Here is a 17855-nt window from a genome sequence, read left to right on the forward strand (position 1 = left end):
TCGAGACAAGGGGCCCTAAACCATGTCGATTCAACGGCATATTCGTTACGCAACCACCCTGGTGATGCTGGGGTGGGCCACCGTCGGCTGCTCAACGATTCAACAGCAAGAGCAAGAGTCGGTCTCTCCTCAAAAAAAGGCCATCGTCTTTCCCGATATGAAGAGTGCTTGGCAAACGCAAGGTAGTTATCCCAATTTGGCTAACCTTCGAACACTGCGTGACGGCATGAGCAAAGACCAGGTCTATGATTTACTGGGTCGCCCTCATTTTGATGAAGGCATGTTTGGAGAACATGAGTGGAACTTCATATTCCATATGCCCGATCACTTGGGGCGTTATCGAACCTGCCAATATCAGCTGCATTTTGATGATGATATGCTCGTGGATGGGCGATACTGGAAGGAGGGCGAGTGCGCGCGATCACTCGCGGAAGAAACGTCCGAGGATACGCGTGTCTCGGTCAGCGCCGATGCTTTATTTGACTTCGATAGTGACGCGCTTAGCCCGCAAGGCGAGCGCGAAATCGATGAGGTCGCATCGTGGGTCTTACAAGGGATGGCGGACGGATCATCGGTCGTCGTTATCGGGCATGCGGATCGACTAGGAGATGAAACCTATAACCAGTTACTCTCGGAGCGTCGGGCCGTAACTGTACGTCGTGCACTGATCAAGCGTGGCATTCGTGAGGATCGAATCTCATCATGGGGGGAAGGAGAGCGCCGGCCTGTCCAGCAGTGTTCAGAGGCCGCTTCGATAGGGGGGCAGCGTGCCTGCCTCGCGCCAAATCGTCGAGTCGATATTCAAATAACGGGTCATAGGGCGCGAAGATCGCACACCCCTTTAACAATCCAATAAGTCATTAATCCAGCAGTGACGAGGAGACCCACCCCAGTTGCTGGCTCGATTCAAGATAGACCTGCGTCCACCCCTGTCCCTCGCCCAAAACCGGAAGAGTCTGACCTCGCATCACTTGTGCAATTACCTTATAGGCCGTCGAGTTGCCCAATCGGATATTTGCAGTTTCGGTGGTCACTTGCTGACGTGGAAGGTGTGCGAGGTAAGTCTCTATGTTTTTTTGAGCTTCAGTGTTCCCTTGAGAAGCTGACATGGCAAACCAGAAAATCGCCCAGGCGTAGTCTTGCGGAACGCCCTTTCCTAAAGCGTACATTCTTCCCATATTGTTTTGACCATAAGAATCCCGAGCACGAGCCGCTCGCAAATACCACTGTGCAGCTAGCGTATCGTTTTTATCTAGACCATTTCCGGATTCATAGAGACTGCCCAAGTTATTTTGCGCTGCGGCGATCCTGTTTTGTGCCGCAAATCGATAATAAAAGATTGCTTTAGGTAAATCCCTTGCGACGCCAGCGCCAGCGTAGTAGAGATGGCCAAGCAAGAAAGCTGATTCGGCATCGCCCGAGTCAACCGCACGCTGCAGCCACCTCGCAGCCTGCCAAGGGTCTGGCTCCTGCCCATCGAGGCCCTGTAGATAGATTTTTGCCACATATCTTTGCGCTTCAACGTCACCACCATGAGCCGCAAGGGAGTACCACTTTTTCGCCAGATCAAACTGGCGTGGTACACCTTGTCCCCGTTCGTACATTTGTGCTAGTCGAAGCTGGGACCGAACTTCGCCTTCTTCGGCAGATTGCCGCCACTCATAAATCGCGGAAGCAAAGTTTTTCAGACGGTATTCGGACGCTCCTCTGTTATAGTCGGCTAGCGCGTGGTCGGGAAGTATCAAATAAATTAAGGCGGAGGTACTGATGGCGAAAAATTTCATAAGGTTATTTCATATTTGTGGATACTAAAAAATGGTCTTTTGTGTTGGGGGTTTATTTTTCGTGCGATGAAGGGAATTTTTCAGGTGCTTTGCTATCGCGCTGAATGCCTGTCAACGCACTGATACGTGCGTGTGTCATGATGCAAACAACACCCGCAGGATTCTCAAATATCGGGTAGTTGGTGTTGCAATACAGTGCTACAGAGTTAAGGACATTGTATGCTCGTGTTGTTAAGTCTGGCTGAGTAATTCTAGCCATGAAGAGCTGCCCCTCCGTGCACGCAAGAGCCTGTTTATCAGTCGTGGCCACGCAGATTTTTGCTTGATCCACTTTCGGGTCACGATCTGAGCTTTCACAGCCGAACGTCAGTATGGCCACTAATGGAAGAAGTACGTAGTTTTTCATGGGTTCCCTTACCTGGATAAGTCTGTCAACAGTCTGTTTAAATAGTTGTCAAAAAACACGGGATCGAAGGAGCGCATAAAATATTCAAAAGTAGCTCAAGGTAAAAAGCAAGTTTATTTTTGTATTTACAGTGAGGGGCTTGGAACTTTCTGGTGGATGACGTTTCAGGCAAATTTTTTATCATTGCTGGCATGTATTGGCTTTGGCAGTGGGTGGTCGTTGAATATAAGAAAAAGTATGATGGCGAGGCTGATCATCAATATCAGCTTCTCGGCTGGCTCCACGCAGGAACTTGAAATGTTCATCGCACTTCCGACTCTGCTCTCTGACGGAGAACCCACGCGTTCTTCTTTGTTCATGTCGGCGACCCAGTGCGTTGATACTGTAGGCATCCGCGCGGGACTATGCCGTCGCGAATTCCGGGCCTATGCTCAGCCTAAGTTCGATTTACATAGTCGGGTGGTGCACAGCGTGGAAGTTCTTGCGCGCTGGCAGCATCCCCAGTATGGCTTACTGCCTCCAGCGGCATTTATAGCCACGATGACCCGCGAACAGTTGCTGGATGATTTGTTCAGCGAGCTGCTGGAGCAGAGCCTGGCTTGCCAGATAAGACTCCATCGGCAGGGTTGGGAGCTGGGTTTTTCCTTGAACCTCAGTCTGCACCAACTGGCCACTCATGCTTTGTTTGATCGCTTGATCACGCGCCTGATGCAGCATCCGTTGCCGCTATCCTCGGTGACCCTAGAGATCACCGAGGACGCACCTGCTGTTCTTGCGCCTGATATCCGTCAGCGCCTCATGTGCCTGAAGACGATTGGTGTGCGCCTATCGATGGATGACTTCGGCACGGGGTACTCCTCGCTGTGGCGGCTCAGCGAAATCCCGTTCGAGGAACTCAAGTTGGCGGGGGAGTTCACTCGACAGCTCGAAGGTTCACCTCGCGCGCGTACGATTGTCCGCAATGCGTTGACGCTGGCAGAAGACTTGCAAATGGAACTGATCGTCGAAGGCATCGAAACTCAGGAGCAGCGTTCGCTCCTGCTGGAGCTCGGTGCCAATCACGGCCAGGGTTATTTCTGCGCCAAGCCCATGTCGATGGAATCACTGGTTATATGGCTGAAACGTCTGCAAAGATCCTAGCCCACGTTTAGGTTCAGCAGATCAGGCCCAACGGCGTTTCCCTAGGGTCTGTATGAAAAGCCTTGAGAGGAATGTCAGGCAAGGCGAAAACAGCCGAGGAGCGGCCGGGGTCGCGCTCGACTTTACGGGTTGTAAATGAGCATTCCGACCGGGCTGGCGCACCAGGCTGTTTTCAACGCAGAATCACCGAGTATCAGGGGTTTTCATACAGAGCCTAGGGCCTTCATGGAAAGTCTTGAGACGCTTCTTCGTCTGTGTCTCCGTAGTCCGTACCTGGTTTAACCAACGCGTGCAGATCCGGTGAGCGTGACAAACGGGAAAGCCTTGCAAATGACCTTAAAATGTTATGTTATAACCTTAAATGTAATCAGCTTTTTGTCGACACGAGTGCCCTCCGCCATGGACAGACGCACCTTCCTGCAGCTGCTGTTTGCCGGCTGCACCTTGCCTGTCAGCCGCCTGGTGCTGGCCAATACCGCCGAGCAGGTTCGCGGTGCAGTATTGCGCCAGGGGGCAGAGGGCACGACCCTGCTGCTGGACCTCAGTGGCCCGATACCCGCTCGCACCTTCACCCTCGAAGCGCCACCGCGACTGGTTCTTGATCTGCAAGGCGCGGGGCTGGCGACTTCGCTTGATGGGCTGGCCCTCAAGGGCACGCCGATCAAGGCAATTCGCAGCGCAGCGACTGCAGACGGCGGCTTGCGCATTGTGCTGGACCTACGCTCACCGGGAATTTCCGGCGAGTTGCAGACGCTCGCCCGCGGTCGGCAGTTGGCCCTGCGTCTTGGCGGATTGCCAGTTGCGGCCGCAGTGCCGACGGGCAAGGCTGTCGGGAATATGGCAGCGCCGCAGGGGCGTGACCTGCTGATCGTCATTGACGCCGGTCACGGCGGCAAGGACCCAGGTGCCGTCGGCAGTGGCGGTGAGCAGGAAAAGCTTGTAGCACTGGCCATCGCCCGCCTGCTGGCGCGACGCATCGATGCGCAGAAGGGCTTCAAGGCGCGCCTGGTGCGCAATCAGGACGTGTTTATCCCGCTGCGCAAACGTGCCGAAATGGCCCAACGGCTGAACGCCGACCTGTTCATTTCCGTGCATGCCGACGCGGCGCCGAGGCGCACCGCATCCGGTGCCTCGGTGTTCGCCCTGTCCGAGCATGGTGCTACTTCGACAGTGGCGCGCTGGATGGCACAACGCGAGAACGATGCCGATTTCGTCGGGGTATCCAGCGTGTTGAAAAAGCCACCCAAGGACCCGGTGGTGGCAGGTGTGCTGCTGGACATGTCGATGAATGCGACCATCTCCACCAGCCTGGACCTGGGGCATTCGGTGCTTGGCCAGCTCGAAGGCGTGGCCGGTCTGCATCAGGCCCGGGTGGAGCAGGCGGGTTTCGCGGTGCTCAAGTCGCCCAGCGTGCCTTCGATCCTGGTGGAGACTGGCTTCATGTCCAATGCCCGGGATTGCCAGCGGCTGCAGGATCCTCGTCACCAGCGCAAGGTCGCCGAAGCTATTTTCGCCGGGCTCGACAAGCACTTTCGCAGGCGCGCCCCCGATGGCAGCTACCTGGCCGCGCTCGCCGCGTACCGCCTGGCCGAGCCTGGCGCCCAAGGCTGAAGCGGGCCGCTTCGAGAACGCAGCGGGCTTGCGTATACTGTGCGCCTTTACGGTCCAGGGCTGAACCCTGCGACCCGCTCACGGATCGCGCACAGAGGCTTGCCAGTACGATGACGCAAGGATGGACTTCCACCACTGAGGCACCGTTGATCTCGGTCGTCGCCCCCTGCTACAACGCCGAGAAGTACCTGGAGGCGGCACTGGCGAGCATCTTTGCCCAGGACTACCCGAACTTCGAAGTCATCATCGTCGACGACGGCTCCAGCGACCGAAGCGTCGAGATGCTCCGCGCGTTGCAATCGACCTACGATTTCACCTTGCTGACCCAGGCCAACCAAGGGGTCAGTGGTGCGCTCAATACAGGCCTGCAGCATGCCCGTGGGGTCTATGTCTCGACCCCCGATCTCGACGACATCATGCTGCCGAACTCCCTGAGTGTTCGCGCCGCCTACCTGGACGCCCACCCAAAGGTCGGTTGTGTCGGTGCGTTGATCGTCTACATGGACACCGAAGGCCGCGACATCAAGGCGCAGCAACGCACCGAAATCAAGACCTTCGATTTCGCCGAGATCCTGCGTGACGCAGTGGTCGTCGGCGCGCCCGGCTCGCTGTACCGGATGGAAGCGATGCGCGCGGCTGATTTCTACGACCCGGCCATCAAGGTCCAGGATTTCCAGATGACCTTGCGCATTGCTGCCCAGGGTTACGAGATCCACGAGCTGCCGGTGTGCGTCACCCGCTACCGCCGCCACCCCAACAACCTGTCGCGCAAGTTCAAGGTGCTGCTGGAGGCCGATCTCAAGGCCATCGCGCCCTACCAGCAGTATCCGGGCTATGCCCGTGGGCGCTCGGTGCTGGTGCACAAGGCGCTCAAGTATGCCGTGGTTGCCGACAAGGCCTACGCCTGGGATCTGCTGCGCAGCATTCCCCTGCGCCACTACAACAAGACCACCCTCAAGCGCATCAAGCGCCTGATGTTCCACCGTTGATGCCGATCGAGGAGCGCCTGCCGTGAAATTCTTCAGGAACCTGGCCGAGCGCCGCGAACGCAAGCGTCTGCGGGCGATGGACAAACTTGAGCGTGCGGCGGAGAAGATCCGCCTGCGCTATCCGCGTAGCACGGTCGGCGTGGGCAGCTACGGTATCCCCGAGGTCACCGATTTTGGTGATGATGCCGTCCTGCGCATCGGTAATTACACTTCCATCGCCGCAGGTGTTCAGGTGCTGTTGGGAGGCGAGCATAGAACCGACTGGCTGACCACCTATCCATTTCCGGCAATGATCGACGGCCTGGAAGACATCAAGGATTACGCACCCAGCAAGGGCGACGTGGTGATCGGCAGCGACTGCTGGATCTGCACCAATGCGGTGATCCTTTCCGGAGTCACCATCGGCCACGGCGCCATCGTTGCCGCCGGGGCGATGGTCACCCGCGATGTACCGCCATTTGCGGTGGTTGGTGGCAACCCGTGCAAGTTCATCCGCTGGCGCTTCGACGAGCCGGTGCGTGAAGCCTTGCTGGAGGCGGCCTGGTGGGACTGGCCGATGGAAGAGGTCAAGCAGGTGGCGCGCATGCTCAGCAGCGCCGACCTGGACGCCTTCCTCGGATACGCCAGAGCCCGTCAGGGCCGCTGAGGCTCTATCGCTCGATTGACCGACTCCAGCGCGCGTTCCACTGCGGTCGCTGCTGGTTGACCTCGTCCCAGTTCACCACCACGGCGCTCTGCTGATACTGCTGCATCGCCTCGACCTGGCCGCGGGTGCGTTCGGTGGTCGGGGTCGTGGGGTTGGACGGAATCTGGTCGCCTTCCTCCAGCGCCGGGGCTTGGGCCGCAGGCGTGAGCAGGTAGGCGGCGAGCTTCTGCGCCAGCTCCGGCTGGTCGTTGTTGGCCACCACGCATTCGGCGAAGTTCAGCACCACTGCCCCTTCCTTGGGCTGGGCGTAGGCCACCGGGATACCCTTGGCCTGCAAGGTGGTGACCTGGGTGGGCGTCAGTGGGAACAACGCGGCCTCGTCGGTCTGCACCATCTCGGAGATCTTCGCCGAGCTGGCGATGTACTCCAGCACGTTCGGCCCGACCTGCTTGGGCCAGGCCTTGAAGCCCGGTTCGACGTTGCTTTCGTCACCGCCCTGGAGGCGGTTGTACATCAGGAAGCCGTGCAGGCCGAAGGTCGAGGAGGCCAGCGACTGGAACACCAGCTTATCCTTGAAGCGCGGGTCTTGCAGGTCGCTCCACGAGGTTGGCGCGGCCCAGCCGTTCTTCTCGAACAGGCGGGTGTTGTAGGCCAGCCCCGTCACGCCGAGGCTGACGGCCACGGCTTCTTCCTTGATGCGTGCCTTCTGCGGAATCTGCGACAAGGCCTCGCTGGGCTGCAGCTTGCTGCACAGCCCCATCGAGATGGCCCGGTACATGATGCCGTCGTCAAGCATCACCACATGCATCTGCGGCTTCTTGCTGTTGGCCTGGACCTTGGCCAGATGGTCGGCCGAGGTGCCGGGCACGATCACCACCTTGACGTTGTTTGCCTGCTCGAAGGCCGGCAGCACCTTGTCGGCGTAGGTACGCTCCATGGTGCCGCCGTTCATGCCCAGGTACAGGGTCGGGGTGGCGGCCTGCAGCGTGGGGCTGGCGGCGAGCAGGGCCAGTGACAGGCAGGACAAGCCGGTGCCGAGCATACGTTTGACGTGTTTCATGAAAGCGACCTTCCTCTTAGTGGTTGGAGGCCAGGTCGTGACGGACCTGGAAACGACGGATGGAAAATGCCTCGATCGGCTGCCTGCTGGCGCCGTCGCAGACGAGCTCGGCCAGTGCCTCGCCGACCGCCGGGCCGATCTGGAAGCCCGCCCCGGCAAAGCCGAAGCCATGCAACAGGCCGGGTTGGGTGGTACTGGCGCCTATCACCGGCTCGTGGTCGGGCAGATAGCCTTCGGTGCCGCTCCAGGTGCGGATCGCCTGGGTGCCAGCCAGAAACGGGTAGAGTTCGACGGCGTTGCGCAGGATCGCCAGCACCGCTGACTGCCCTGGGCGAGCGCGTTGTGCGTCGAGGGCAAAACCACGCCCGCCGCCGAGCACGCAATTGCCGCGGGCGACCTGGCGGGCATAGATGCCGCCACCCTCGACACCGGTGCTGGCATTCATCACCCAAGGCAAGGGCTCGGTGACCAGCATCGCCGGGTGGCCGGACTCCATCGGCACCGGCTCGCCAAACTGCGCCGCCAGATCGGCGGCCCAGGCACCGGCACAATTGAGCAGCCACGGCGCGCGCAGGCGCAGGCCGCTCTGGGTGTGCAGGATGAAGCGCTGGCCATCATGCTCGACGCGGCTGTCGCCGGCCTGCTCGATGACCCGTGCGCCCTGCTGGCGGGCGGCACGGGCGAAAGCGGGGGAGACCAGGCGTGGGTTGGCGTGGCCATCGTCGGCGCAGTACGAGGCGCCGACGGCGATCTCGCCGACCCAGGGGTAGCGGGCGCGCAGGGCAGTGCGGTCGAGCAGTTGCAGGTCCAGGCCGTGGTCGCGGCTGGCCGCTTCATAGCCTTGCAGCGCGACGAAGTCGGCCTCGCTGCGCGCCAGTTTCAGGTGCCCGGAGCGCAGGTATTCGCCATCGATGCCGATCAACGCAGGCAGTTCGCCCCAGATCTGGTGCGCCCGCTGCGACAACGGCAACTGCGCCAGGCTGCGCCCCTGGCGGCGCACGCCGCCGTAGTTGACACCGCTGGACTGGGCGCCGCAGAACCCACGCTCCAGCAAGGTTACCGAATGGCCACGCCGGGCCAGGGCAAGCGCCGCCGACGCGCCGACGATACCGGCGCCCATGACGATCACCTCCGATTCGATCCACGGGCTCATGCGTCATGCTCCACGCCGAAGGGCAGGGGTTTGATCGGTGCCTGGGCGCGCAGACGGCCGACCTCGTGCAGGGCCTTGCCACTGCAATGGGCGATGATTTCCGCCGCTGCCGCGCCGCACATGCGGCCCTGGCAGCGGCCCATGCCGACCCGGCAGTGAGCCTTGACCCGGTTGATCTCCCAATGGCCTTCGCCGACCACGGCGCGCAGCTCGCCGACGCTGATCTCTTCGCAGCGGCACACCACCAGATCGTCCGGTGCCTGTTCGGCCCAGTGCTCGGGGAAGGGGAAGGCGGCTTCCAGCCCTTCACGGAAACGGCCAATGCGCGTCAGGCGTTTTTCCAGGGTGCGGCAACGCTGGGGGGCGACGGTTTGGCCGAGGTCCTGCAGCACCGCCAGGGCGGCGCGTTCGCCAGCCATTTCGGCGGCGTCGGCGCCCATGATCCCGGCACCGTCGCCGGCGAGGTAGACATCGTGCTCGCTGCTGCGCCCGGCCTGGTCGCGGCGCGGCAGCCAGGCCCGGTTGAGCGTGCTCCACTCGAATGCGCAGCCGAGCAGGTCGGCCAACTGCGTTTCGCTGCGCAGCGCATGGGCAAAGGCCAGCGCATCGCATTCGGTGTCATGTAGCTGATCGCCCTTGCGCCATACCGCCCGTTGCACCTGTTGCCCGCCTTCGATGCGTTCCAGCGTCGCGCCCTGATGCACCGGCACGCCATGGGCGCTGAGCCAGGCGCGGTAGTACAGGCCCTTGCCCAGGGTTGCCGGTTGCTCGAGCAGCTCAGGCAGGGCGCGGCACTGGGCGCTGAAGGGCGCGCTGTCGAGCACGCCGAGGACCTTGGCACCGGCCTTGGCGTACTGGTAGGCGACCAGATAAAGCAATGGCCCACTGCCGCAAAACAGCACGCGCTCGCCAATGGCGCAGCCCTGATGCTTGAGCGCGATCTGCGCGGCGCCCAGGGTGTAGACCCCGGGCAGCGTCCAGCCCGGCACCGGCAGCACCCGGTCGGTGGCGCCAGTGGCGATGATCAGGCGCTGGTAGGGTAGGTGCGCGGCATGGCCGTCGCGCAGAGTGTCCAGGGCGCCGTGCTCGGCGTTCCATACCAAGGTGCCGGGGCGATAGTCGATCTGCCCGGCAAGCGCATCGAGGGTCTGGTGCAGTGCGCTGGCCTTGCGGGCCTCGAAACCATAGAGCTGGCGCGCCGGTCGCGTGAAGTTGGCCGGCTGGCGGCGATAGATCTGCCCGCCGCCCTGGCTGGCTTCGTCGATCAGGACTGGATGCACACCGTGCTCCACCAGCGTCTGCGCGGCGCGGATCCCGGCGGGGCCGGCTCCGACGATCACCACGGCGCTCATGGCCGGCGCCCCGGTTCGCGCAGCACCTGCTGCCCGGTTTCCAGCGCGGTGGCGCAGGCGCGTACGCGGCGGCCATCGCCCAGCCGTACCCAGCAGTCCTGGCAGGCGCCCATCAGGCAGAAACCGGCGCGCGGCTCGGCGCTGAAGTCGCTGCCGCGCAGGTGCGCGCCGCTGGTCAATATGGCGGTCAGCAGGGTGTCGCCGAGCAGGCCACAGGCCGGCTCGCCGTCGAGGGTGAAGTCCAGCACCGGGCGCTGGCGCTCGGCGAGGCGTTTGAACAAGGCCATGTCAGTGCTTCCCTACCAGGACCCGATCCAGGCCATAGACCCGGTCGAGCAGAATCATGGTCACCGCTGTCAGGACGATCACCAGGGCCGACACCGCAGCCATCATCGGATCGATGGACTCGGTGGCGTAGACGTACATCTTCACCGGCAGGGTCTGGGTGGCCGGCGAGGTGACGAAGATCGAGAGGGTCACCTCGTCGAAGCTGTTGATGAATGCCAGCAGCCAGCCGCCGGCGATACCGGGCAGGATCATCGGCAGGGTGATCTTGCGAAACAGCGTGAAGCGGCTCGCACCCAGCGACTCGGCGGCCTGCTCGGCGCTGCGATCGACGCCGATGGCGGCGGCGATCACCAGGCGCAGCACATAAGGGGTGATCACCACCGTGTGCGCCAGGACCAGCCAGGTGAAGCTGCCGTTGACCCCGAGCAGGGCGAACAGGCGCAGCAGCGCCACCCCTAGCACCAGGTGCGGAATGATGATCGGCGACAGGAACAGCACGTTGAGAAAGTCGCGTCCGGGGAACTGCAGGCGCGTGATCGCAAGCCCTGCCGGCACTGCGATCAGCGTCGCCAGGCTGGCGGCGAGAAACGCCAGCTGCAGGCTGTTTTTGAAGGCTTCGAGGAAGTCGGCGCGCTCGAATACCGCTTCGAACCAGCGCAGCGAGAACCCCGCCGTAGGAAGGCTCAAGGTGTTTTCCGGGGTGAATGCCACCAGGCACACCACCACCAGTGGTGCGAGCATGAAGACCACCACCAGGCTGTGGAAGGTCAGGGCCAGAGGACCGTTCTTGGACATGAGTTACCCCAGCGATTTCTTGTAGCGGCGTTCGATCATGCGGTTCCACGACAGCATGATCAGCAGGTTGACCAGCAGCAGGGCGATGGCGATGGCCGCGCCCATGGGCCAGTTCAGGTCGGCCAGGTACTGGTCGTAGACCAGCGTGGCGACCATCTTCAGCCGGCGCCCGCCGAGCAGGCCGGGGATGGCAAAGGAACTGGCGGCCAGGCCGAAGACGATCAGCGTGCCGGACAGCACCCCCGGCATCACTTGCGGCAGCACCACCAGGCGCATGACCTTGGCCTGGCTGGCGCCAAGTGACAGCGCGGCCTGTTCGGCGGCGGGGTCGAGCTTCTGCAGGCTGGTCCAGACCGGGATGATCATGAACGGCAGCATCACGTGGACCAGCGCGACGATCACCGCGAACGGGGTGTACAACAGCTTAATCGGCGCGCCACCCAGGGCCTGGATCGCGTGGTTGACCAGCCCGTCGGCGCCCAGCAACAAGCTCCAGCCGAAGGCGCGCACCACCACCGAGATCAGCAGTGGGGTGAGGATCACCACCAGGAAGATCGAGCGCCACGGGCTGCCCATGCGGCTGAGGATGTAGGCCTCGGGTACGCCGATCACCACGCACAGCAGGGTGACCAGGGCGCTGATCCAGAAGGTGCGCCAGAAGATTTCGAGGAAGTAGCTGTCGCCGAGCAGGGCCAGGTAGTGCTCGAAGGTCCAGTGGTCGGCGCGGATGCCGACTTCGTAGTCGAACACATTGAACGACAGCACCAGGGTCAGCAGCAGAGGCACGACCAGCAGGGCGGCGAACAGCGCCAGTGCCGGCGCCGACAGCAGGTAGCCGCGCAGGTCACGGTGTTGCCTGGCGCAGGTGGCGGGGGCAGGCATGGCGCTGTTCATGCGCTCACCTCGTCGGCAGCGAGCACCCGCAGCAGCTCGGGCTGCCAGTCCAGGCCGACATCGACACCTTCACCGAGCGGTGCGCTGCCATCGTTGCGCCGCACCACGGTCAGTTCGCCCAGCGGTGTGCCGATGCGGTACAGCCATTGGCTGCCAAGGAAGTAGCGGGTCAGGATGCGGCCCTGCAGGCGACCGGCGCCGTTGTCGAGCAGGTCGATCTTTTCCGGGCGCAGGCTCAGGGTCAGGCTGGCGTCGCGGCTGTGTTGCACCTGTGGCAGGCCCGCGCCGTCCAGCTCGCCGGGCAACAGGTTGGCCTTGCCGACGAAGTCGGAGATGAAGCGGGTGCGCGGGTGTTCGTAGAGGCGATACGGCTCGTCGACCTGGGTGACGCGCCCGGCCTGCATCACCACCACGCGGTCGCTGATCGACAGGGCTTCGGCCTGGTCGTGGGTGACCATCAGCGTGGTGATGCCGACTTCGCTCTGGATCCTGCGGATCTCGAACTGCATCTCTTCGCGCAGGTTGGCGTCGAGGTTCGACAGTGGCTCGTCGAGCAGCAGCACCGGTGGTTCGATCACCAGCGCCCGGGCCAGGGCCACACGCTGGCGCTGGCCACCTGACAGTTCGCGTGGATAGCGTTCGGCATGCCGGTCCAGGCGCACCAGCGCCAGTACCTCGGTCACCTTGCGGCGAATCTCGGCTTCGGGCTGCTTGCGCATGCGCAGGCCGAAGGCGACGTTGTCGGCCACGGTCATGTGCGGGAACAGGGCGTAGCTCTGGAACACCACACCCAGGCCACGGCTGCTGGGCTTGGCGTGGGTGATGTCGCGTCCGTCGAGCAGGATGCGGCCGCTGCTGACGTCGACGAAGCCGGCGATCATCTGCAGGGTGGTGGTCTTGCCGCAGCCTGAAGGTCCGAGCAAGGAGACGAATTCGCCTTGTTCGATGGCGAGGTTGGTGGCGACCACGGCGTCGATCGCGCCGTAGCGTTTGCAAAGATTGTCCAGTTGCAGAAAGGCCATGACTGCGTTCCACCTGTCTTTTGTCGCGTGTCGGGCACACTTGTTGTTGGGGGCAGATGCAAGGAGGCAAATCGAGGACCGATGAATACTCACGAGGCCACCGGTGTGTTGTTCGATTTGTCCCGGTGGACGCAGAGTAGGCGCAAGCCTAGGATGGCCTCAATGGCGAATTTCACTGAGTCGAGCACTATTTTCAGTTTTATTCGCTCAGTGAAATTCAGATAAGGAAAAGCACAAATTGAATTCCGATAAACGAAATCATGAAGAGCCTGGGGTCAGTGTGGTCTCGCGCTTGTTCGCGGTGCTGCGGGTATTGGGCGAGGCGCCGGTGGAGGGCATGCGGGTGATCGAGCTGGCCGAGCAGGTCGGCCTGTCGCAGCCGACCGTGCACCGGCTGGTGCGCAGCCTGGTGGATGAAGGCATGGTCGAGCAGGAGGCGCGCAGCAAGCGTTATCGTTTGAGCCTGGCGTTCTTTGCCCTGGCGGCGCGGGCAGGCAACAGCGGCAACCTGCGCGATCTGGTGCGGCCCAGCTTGCTGCGTCTGTCGGCCTCGCTGGGGGACTCGCTGTTTCTGCTGGCGCGCAGTGGGTTCGATGCGGTGTGTCTGGATCGCAGCGAAGGGCCGTATCCGATCCGTACCTTCACCGGCGATATCGGTGGGCGTGTGGCGTTGGGCGTGGGGCAGGGGAGCCTGGCGATCCTCGCCTTCCTGCCGGAGGAGGAGCGCGAGGCGGTGATTCGCAACAATCTGCCGCGGCTACGGGATTTTCACCTGTACGACGAGGTGTTCCTGCGTGCGGAGGTGGAGAACGTGCGGCGCCAGGGTTATGCCGCACGCAATACCGGCGTGCTGCCCGGCATGGCCGGGCTGGCGGTGCCGATCCTCGATGGCAATGGCCATGCCGTGGCGGCGTTGAGCGTGGCGACCATCAGTGACCGGCTGGGGCCGGAGCGCCTGCCGATGGTGGTCGAGTTGCTCAAGCGCGAAACGACGGCGATCGGGCCGAGGATCAATCCGTTCGATCCGACCTTGCGCCATCCTTCGCGGGTGTTCGGGGAGTGAATGTCGCGGTGTCCCTTTCGCGGGCAAGCTCGCTCTTACCCTGTGGGGGCTTGCCCGCGAAAAGAACAGCGCAGTACCGGCGATCAGGTCCTGAACTGCTCCATCAGTGCCTGCTGCTGATTGGCCAGGCGGTTCAGCGCCTGGCTGATCCGCGCCGACTCTTCGGCCTGCCCTGACAACGACTCGGTCACATCACGAATACCCGCCACGTTGCGGTTCACCTCCTCAGCCACCGCGCTCTGTTCCTCGGCCGCCGACGCGATCTGCAGGTTCATGTCGCTGATCACCGCCACGGCCTCGCCGATTCGCTGCAGGGCCGGGAGCGCCTGGTCCATGCGCTGGGCATTGTCCTGGGCCTGGCGTTGACCGGCCTGCATGGCATCGACCACATCGCGCGTGCCTTGCTGCAGGCCTTCGATCACCACGCGGATCTCCTCCACCGACACCTGGGTGCGCTGGGCCAGGTTGCGCACCTCGTCGGCGACCACGGCAAACCCTCGGCCGGCTTCGCCCGCACGGGCGGCCTCAATGGCGGCGTTGAGGGCCAGCAGGTTGGTTTGTTCGGCGATGGCGCGGATCACCTCCAGTACAGAGCCGATCTGCTCGCTGCGCCCGGCCAGCGAACGGGCTTCCTCCATGGCCGCATCCATGCCCGCGGCCAGGTTGGCGATGGTCTGGCGGGTACTGGCGACCAGTTGCAGGCCCTCCTGGCTGGCCTGGTCGGCACCTTGCGCAGCCTCGGCAGCCTGCGAAGCGTTGTGGGCGACATCCTGCGCCGTGGCGCTCATCTCGTTGGCGGCGGTGGCCACCTGCTCGATCTCGCGGTGCTGCAGTTGCATGCCGGCACTGGTCTGGCTGGCGATGGCGGCCGACTGATCGGCCGTGCCGCGTGCTTCGTGCAGCGACGCCTTGACCTGGGCGATCACCGGCTGGAGCTTGTCGAGGAAACGGTTGAACCAGCCTGTCAGCTGGCCCAGTTCGTCGTCGCGGGCGTAGTCCAGGCGTCGGGTCAGATCGCCCTCGCCGCTGGCGATATCGCGCAGGCGCTCGGCCACGGCCAGGATTGGCCGCGTCACGCCGCGGGCGGTCAGCCACACCAGCAGCAGGCCGAGCACGGCAGCGACCAGGCCGATCAGCAGGCTGGTGAGGTTGGCCTGCTGGTTGTGGGTGTCCAGACGCTGGTTGACCGCCACGGCGGGGGCGCGCAGCACCGCTTCAGGCACTTCCAGCAGCACCTGCCAGGGCGCGGCGCCAGGGATCGGTGCGAACGGATGGGAGACGCGCAGCATCCCGCCTTCCTGGCGCTCGACTGGCTGACCGGTGCGCATCGGTGCCACCAGTTCGCGCACCGCCTCACCCAGCGCCTGCTCCAGGGGCTTGCTCAACTGGCTGGCGTCCTGGCTGTGCCCGGCCAGCAGGCCGACGGGGCTGACGATGCTGACCTGGCCCTGGCCTTCGAACAGCTCCTGGCGCCCAGCCAGGCTCAGTTGCTGTAGGTTGTCCAGGCCGATGTCCAGGCCGACCACGCCGATCACCTTGCCGTCTTCCAGCAGTGGCAGGGCGATGCTGGTCATCAGCACCTGACGGCCGTTGACTTCGTCGAAGTAGGGGTCGAGCACACAGGCCTTGGCGGTTTCCAGCGGGCAGGTCAGCCAGCGGTTGTAGGCTGAGCCGTTGGCGCCGATGCTGGTGTCGGCCAGCATCGATTCGGGCATCGCTTCGGAGGCGACGTCGCCTGAGCCTTCGCGCGACCAGTACAGCGAGAAGCGCCCTTGCTCGTTGCTGCCCAGCTCGGCCTGGCCGCTGAAACGCGCGTCCTGGTGCTCCAGGGCGTCCGGTTGAAACACCAGGTAGAGGCCGATCAGGTCAGGGTTGCCTGCCAGTGCCGTACCGGCTTGCTTGACCAGTTCGCTGCGCAACTCGTCGCCCCCGCGCGCCCTGAGCACCTGCACCACGCGGGCGAAGCCATTGCCGTACTGATAAGCGTCCATGAAATAACGCTGGATGCGCAGCGACTGGGTCTCGGCGTGGGCCTGCAGGCGCTGCCGCGCGCTTTGATCGAGCAGTTCGGTGTTGGCGGTGAACACCTGTTCGGCGCTGCGTCGGGATTGGATCAGCGAAGTGGCCACCAGCAAGGTGACCACCGCCAGCAGGCACAGCCCGGCAAGCAGGGTGATTTTCCACTGGATGGAGAGACGGCGCAGCGACATGGAGCGTTTCCTTCTCGATCAAGACAACGTCCGCGGTCAGGCGCGGGCGTTGTCGGCAGGGTGGGTCATTCGGCCACGTAGCTTGGTGGGGCGACGCGGAACGCCTTGGTCAGCCAGGCCAGGTACAGCACGCCGCACAAGGCCCAGGCGCCGCCGAACGCCAGTGAGTGCTCGTCCAGGTCGATCCACAGCACGGCGATGATGCAAAAGCCTATCGTCGGCAGCACCAGATACTTGAGGTTGTTGGTCAGGCCCTTGTTGCGCCGTTCGCGAACATAGCAATGGTTGATGACTGACAGGTTGACGAAGCTGAAGGCCATCAGTGCGCCGAAGTTGATCACCGAGGTGGCGGTCACCAGGTCGAAGAAGATCGCCGACAGGGCGATCACGCCCACCACCACGATGTTCAGCACCGGGGTGCGATAGCGCGGGTGCAGACGGGCGAACAGGCGGGCCGGGATCACCTCGTCACGGCCCATCACGAACAGCAGGCGGGACACGCTGGCCTGGGACGCCAGGCCCGAGGCGATGGTGTTGATCACCGTGCAGGCGATGAACACCGACTGGAACAGCTTGCCACCGACGTACAGGGCGATTTCCGGCAGGGCCGCTTCATGATCCTGGAAGCGGTCCATGGTCGGGAAGTACGCCTGGATGAAGAACGACATGATAATGAACACCACGCCGCCGATCAGGGCGATCAGGAAGATCGCGCGTGGGATGGTGCGTGCCGGGTCGCGGGTTTCTTCTGACAGGCAGGTGACGGCGTCGAAGCCCAGGAACGAGAAGCACAGGATGGTTGCGCCGGCGACCAGTGCGCTGAACTGCGTCTGTTCATCGGCGAACGGCGTCAGCGTCCAGGCCGTGCCCAACCCTTCGCCCTGGTGCAGGCCGCGCATGCAGAGGTAGACGAACACGGTCATGATCGCGATCTGCGCCGCCACGAACAGGGTATTGAAGTTGGCCACCAGGTTGATGCTGCGCATGTTGACCAGGCTGATCAGGGTGACGAAGGCCACCACCCAGACCCATGCCGGCACCTCGGGGAACATTGCCGACAGGTACAGCTTTGCCAGCAGGGCGTTGACCATCGGCAGCAACAGGTAGTCGAGCAGCGACGACCAGCCGACCAGGAAACCGACGTGCGGGTTGATCGCACGTTGCGTGTAGGTGTAGGCCGATCCCGACTCCGGGAAGCGCCGCACCAGCGTGCCGTAGCTCACGGCGGTGAACAGGATACCCAGCAGGGCCAGGATATAGGCGCTGGGCACGTGACCGGCGGTAATGCCGGAGACGATGCCGAAGGTGTCGAAAACGGTCATCGGTGCGATGTACGCCAGACCGATGATCACCACCTGCCAGAGGCGCAGGGACTTGCGAAACTGCTCGTGACGATTGGCAGGGTGCTCAGGCTGCATGCTGGCACTCCCGGCGAAGGCGGG

18 protein-coding genes are annotated in these 17855 nt (G+C 63.0%); 7 read left to right on the top strand and 11 right to left on the bottom strand.

Annotation, left to right across the window (positions count from 1 at the left end):
- Positions 1-22: 22 nt before the first annotated feature.
- Positions 23-856, top strand: a complete 834-nt coding sequence (locus tag HU748_RS01530) for an OmpA family protein (RefSeq protein ID WP_186667170.1) — start codon at positions 23-25, stop codon at positions 854-856.
- A 4-nt stretch (positions 857-860) separates the two neighbouring features.
- Here the strand turns inward: HU748_RS01530 and HU748_RS01535 are convergent, their stop codons facing one another.
- Positions 861-1784, bottom strand: a complete 924-nt coding sequence (locus HU748_RS01535; RefSeq protein WP_186709577.1) for an SH3 domain-containing protein — start codon at positions 1782-1784, stop codon at positions 861-863.
- A gap of 52 nt (positions 1785-1836) precedes the next feature.
- A complete protein-coding gene (locus HU748_RS01540) occupies positions 1837-2190 on the bottom strand; it encodes a hypothetical protein (RefSeq protein ID WP_186667168.1) in 354 nt (117 codons plus the stop codon).
- A gap of 152 nt (positions 2191-2342) precedes the next feature.
- Between HU748_RS01540 and HU748_RS01545 the strand changes: the two genes are divergently transcribed.
- The 5 genes from HU748_RS01545 to HU748_RS01565 all read left to right on the top strand — a co-directional run bounded on the left by HU748_RS01545 (position 2343) and on the right by HU748_RS01565 (position 6576).
- Positions 2343-2486: a hypothetical protein gene (locus tag HU748_RS01545; protein ID WP_186718925.1), complete on the top strand. Its 144-nt coding sequence runs from the start codon at positions 2343-2345 to the stop codon at positions 2484-2486.
- 1 nt (position 2487) lies between these two features.
- Positions 2488-3330, top strand: coding sequence for an EAL domain-containing protein (locus tag HU748_RS01550; protein ID WP_186718927.1), 843 nt, complete (start codon positions 2488-2490; stop codon positions 3328-3330).
- Between the two features lie 399 nt (positions 3331-3729).
- A complete protein-coding gene (locus HU748_RS01555) occupies positions 3730-4941 on the top strand; it encodes an N-acetylmuramoyl-L-alanine amidase (protein WP_186718931.1) in 1212 nt (403 codons plus the stop codon).
- A 110-nt stretch (positions 4942-5051) separates the two neighbouring features.
- Positions 5052-5930: a glycosyltransferase family 2 protein gene (locus tag HU748_RS01560; protein WP_186667165.1), complete on the top strand. Its 879-nt coding sequence runs from the start codon at positions 5052-5054 to the stop codon at positions 5928-5930.
- Between the two features lie 76 nt (positions 5931-6006).
- Positions 6007-6576 (top strand): CatB-related O-acetyltransferase, encoded by a 570-nt coding sequence (locus HU748_RS01565; RefSeq protein WP_054890988.1) that lies wholly within the window; start codon positions 6007-6009, stop codon positions 6574-6576.
- 4 nt (positions 6577-6580) lie between these two features.
- On the opposite strand, the gene HU748_RS01570 is transcribed toward HU748_RS01565, so the two are convergent.
- From HU748_RS01570 to HU748_RS01600, 7 genes are read right to left on the bottom strand one after another with little or no spacing between them, the layout of a single operon-like run.
- Positions 6581-7636 carry an ABC transporter substrate-binding protein gene (locus HU748_RS01570; RefSeq protein ID WP_186709573.1) on the bottom strand — a complete coding sequence of 352 codons (1056 nt, stop codon included), beginning with the start codon at positions 7634-7636 and terminating at the stop codon, positions 6581-6583.
- 16 nt (positions 7637-7652) lie between these two features.
- On the bottom strand, positions 7653-8789 hold the full coding sequence (locus HU748_RS01575; RefSeq protein WP_186718933.1) for an FAD-dependent oxidoreductase: 1137 nt from the start codon (positions 8787-8789) through the stop codon (positions 7653-7655).
- Positions 8786-10141 (bottom strand): FAD/NAD(P)-binding oxidoreductase, encoded by a 1356-nt coding sequence (locus HU748_RS01580; protein ID WP_186709571.1) that lies wholly within the window; start codon positions 10139-10141, stop codon positions 8786-8788. The genes HU748_RS01575 and HU748_RS01580 overlap by 4 nt, the downstream gene beginning before the upstream one ends.
- A complete protein-coding gene (locus tag HU748_RS01585) occupies positions 10138-10428 on the bottom strand; it encodes a (2Fe-2S)-binding protein (protein ID WP_186718935.1) in 291 nt (96 codons plus the stop codon). Before HU748_RS01585 ends, HU748_RS01580 begins: the two co-directional genes overlap by 4 nt.
- A 1-nt stretch (position 10429) precedes the next feature.
- Positions 10430-11224, bottom strand: coding sequence for an ABC transporter permease (locus tag HU748_RS01590; RefSeq protein ID WP_186709570.1), 795 nt, complete (start codon positions 11222-11224; stop codon positions 10430-10432).
- A gap of 3 nt (positions 11225-11227) precedes the next feature.
- The gene (locus HU748_RS01595) at positions 11228-12106 is read right to left on the bottom strand and encodes an ABC transporter permease (RefSeq protein ID WP_186719103.1); all 879 of its coding nucleotides are present in this window, start codon (positions 12104-12106) and stop codon (positions 11228-11230) included.
- A gap of 8 nt (positions 12107-12114) precedes the next feature.
- Positions 12115-13140 carry an ABC transporter ATP-binding protein gene (locus tag HU748_RS01600; RefSeq protein WP_186709568.1) on the bottom strand — a complete coding sequence of 342 codons (1026 nt, stop codon included), beginning with the start codon at positions 13138-13140 and terminating at the stop codon, positions 12115-12117.
- Positions 13141-13378: 238 nt separating this feature from the next.
- Between HU748_RS01600 and HU748_RS01605 the strand changes: the two genes are divergently transcribed.
- Positions 13379-14203, top strand: coding sequence for an IclR family transcriptional regulator (locus tag HU748_RS01605; protein WP_186667157.1), 825 nt, complete (start codon positions 13379-13381; stop codon positions 14201-14203).
- A gap of 83 nt (positions 14204-14286) precedes the next feature.
- Here the strand turns inward: HU748_RS01605 and HU748_RS01610 are convergent, their stop codons facing one another.
- Positions 14287-16413, bottom strand: a complete 2127-nt coding sequence (locus HU748_RS01610; protein ID WP_186718943.1) for a methyl-accepting chemotaxis protein — start codon at positions 16411-16413, stop codon at positions 14287-14289.
- Between the two features lie 65 nt (positions 16414-16478).
- A complete protein-coding gene (locus HU748_RS01615; RefSeq protein WP_186718945.1) occupies positions 16479-17831 on the bottom strand; it encodes an APC family permease in 1353 nt (450 codons plus the stop codon).
- Positions 17832-17855: the final 24 nt, after the last annotated feature.

The organism is Pseudomonas sp. RW3S2 (assembly GCF_014268955.1).
Lineage (GTDB): Bacteria > Pseudomonadota > Gammaproteobacteria > Pseudomonadales > Pseudomonadaceae > Aquipseudomonas > Aquipseudomonas wayambapalatensis.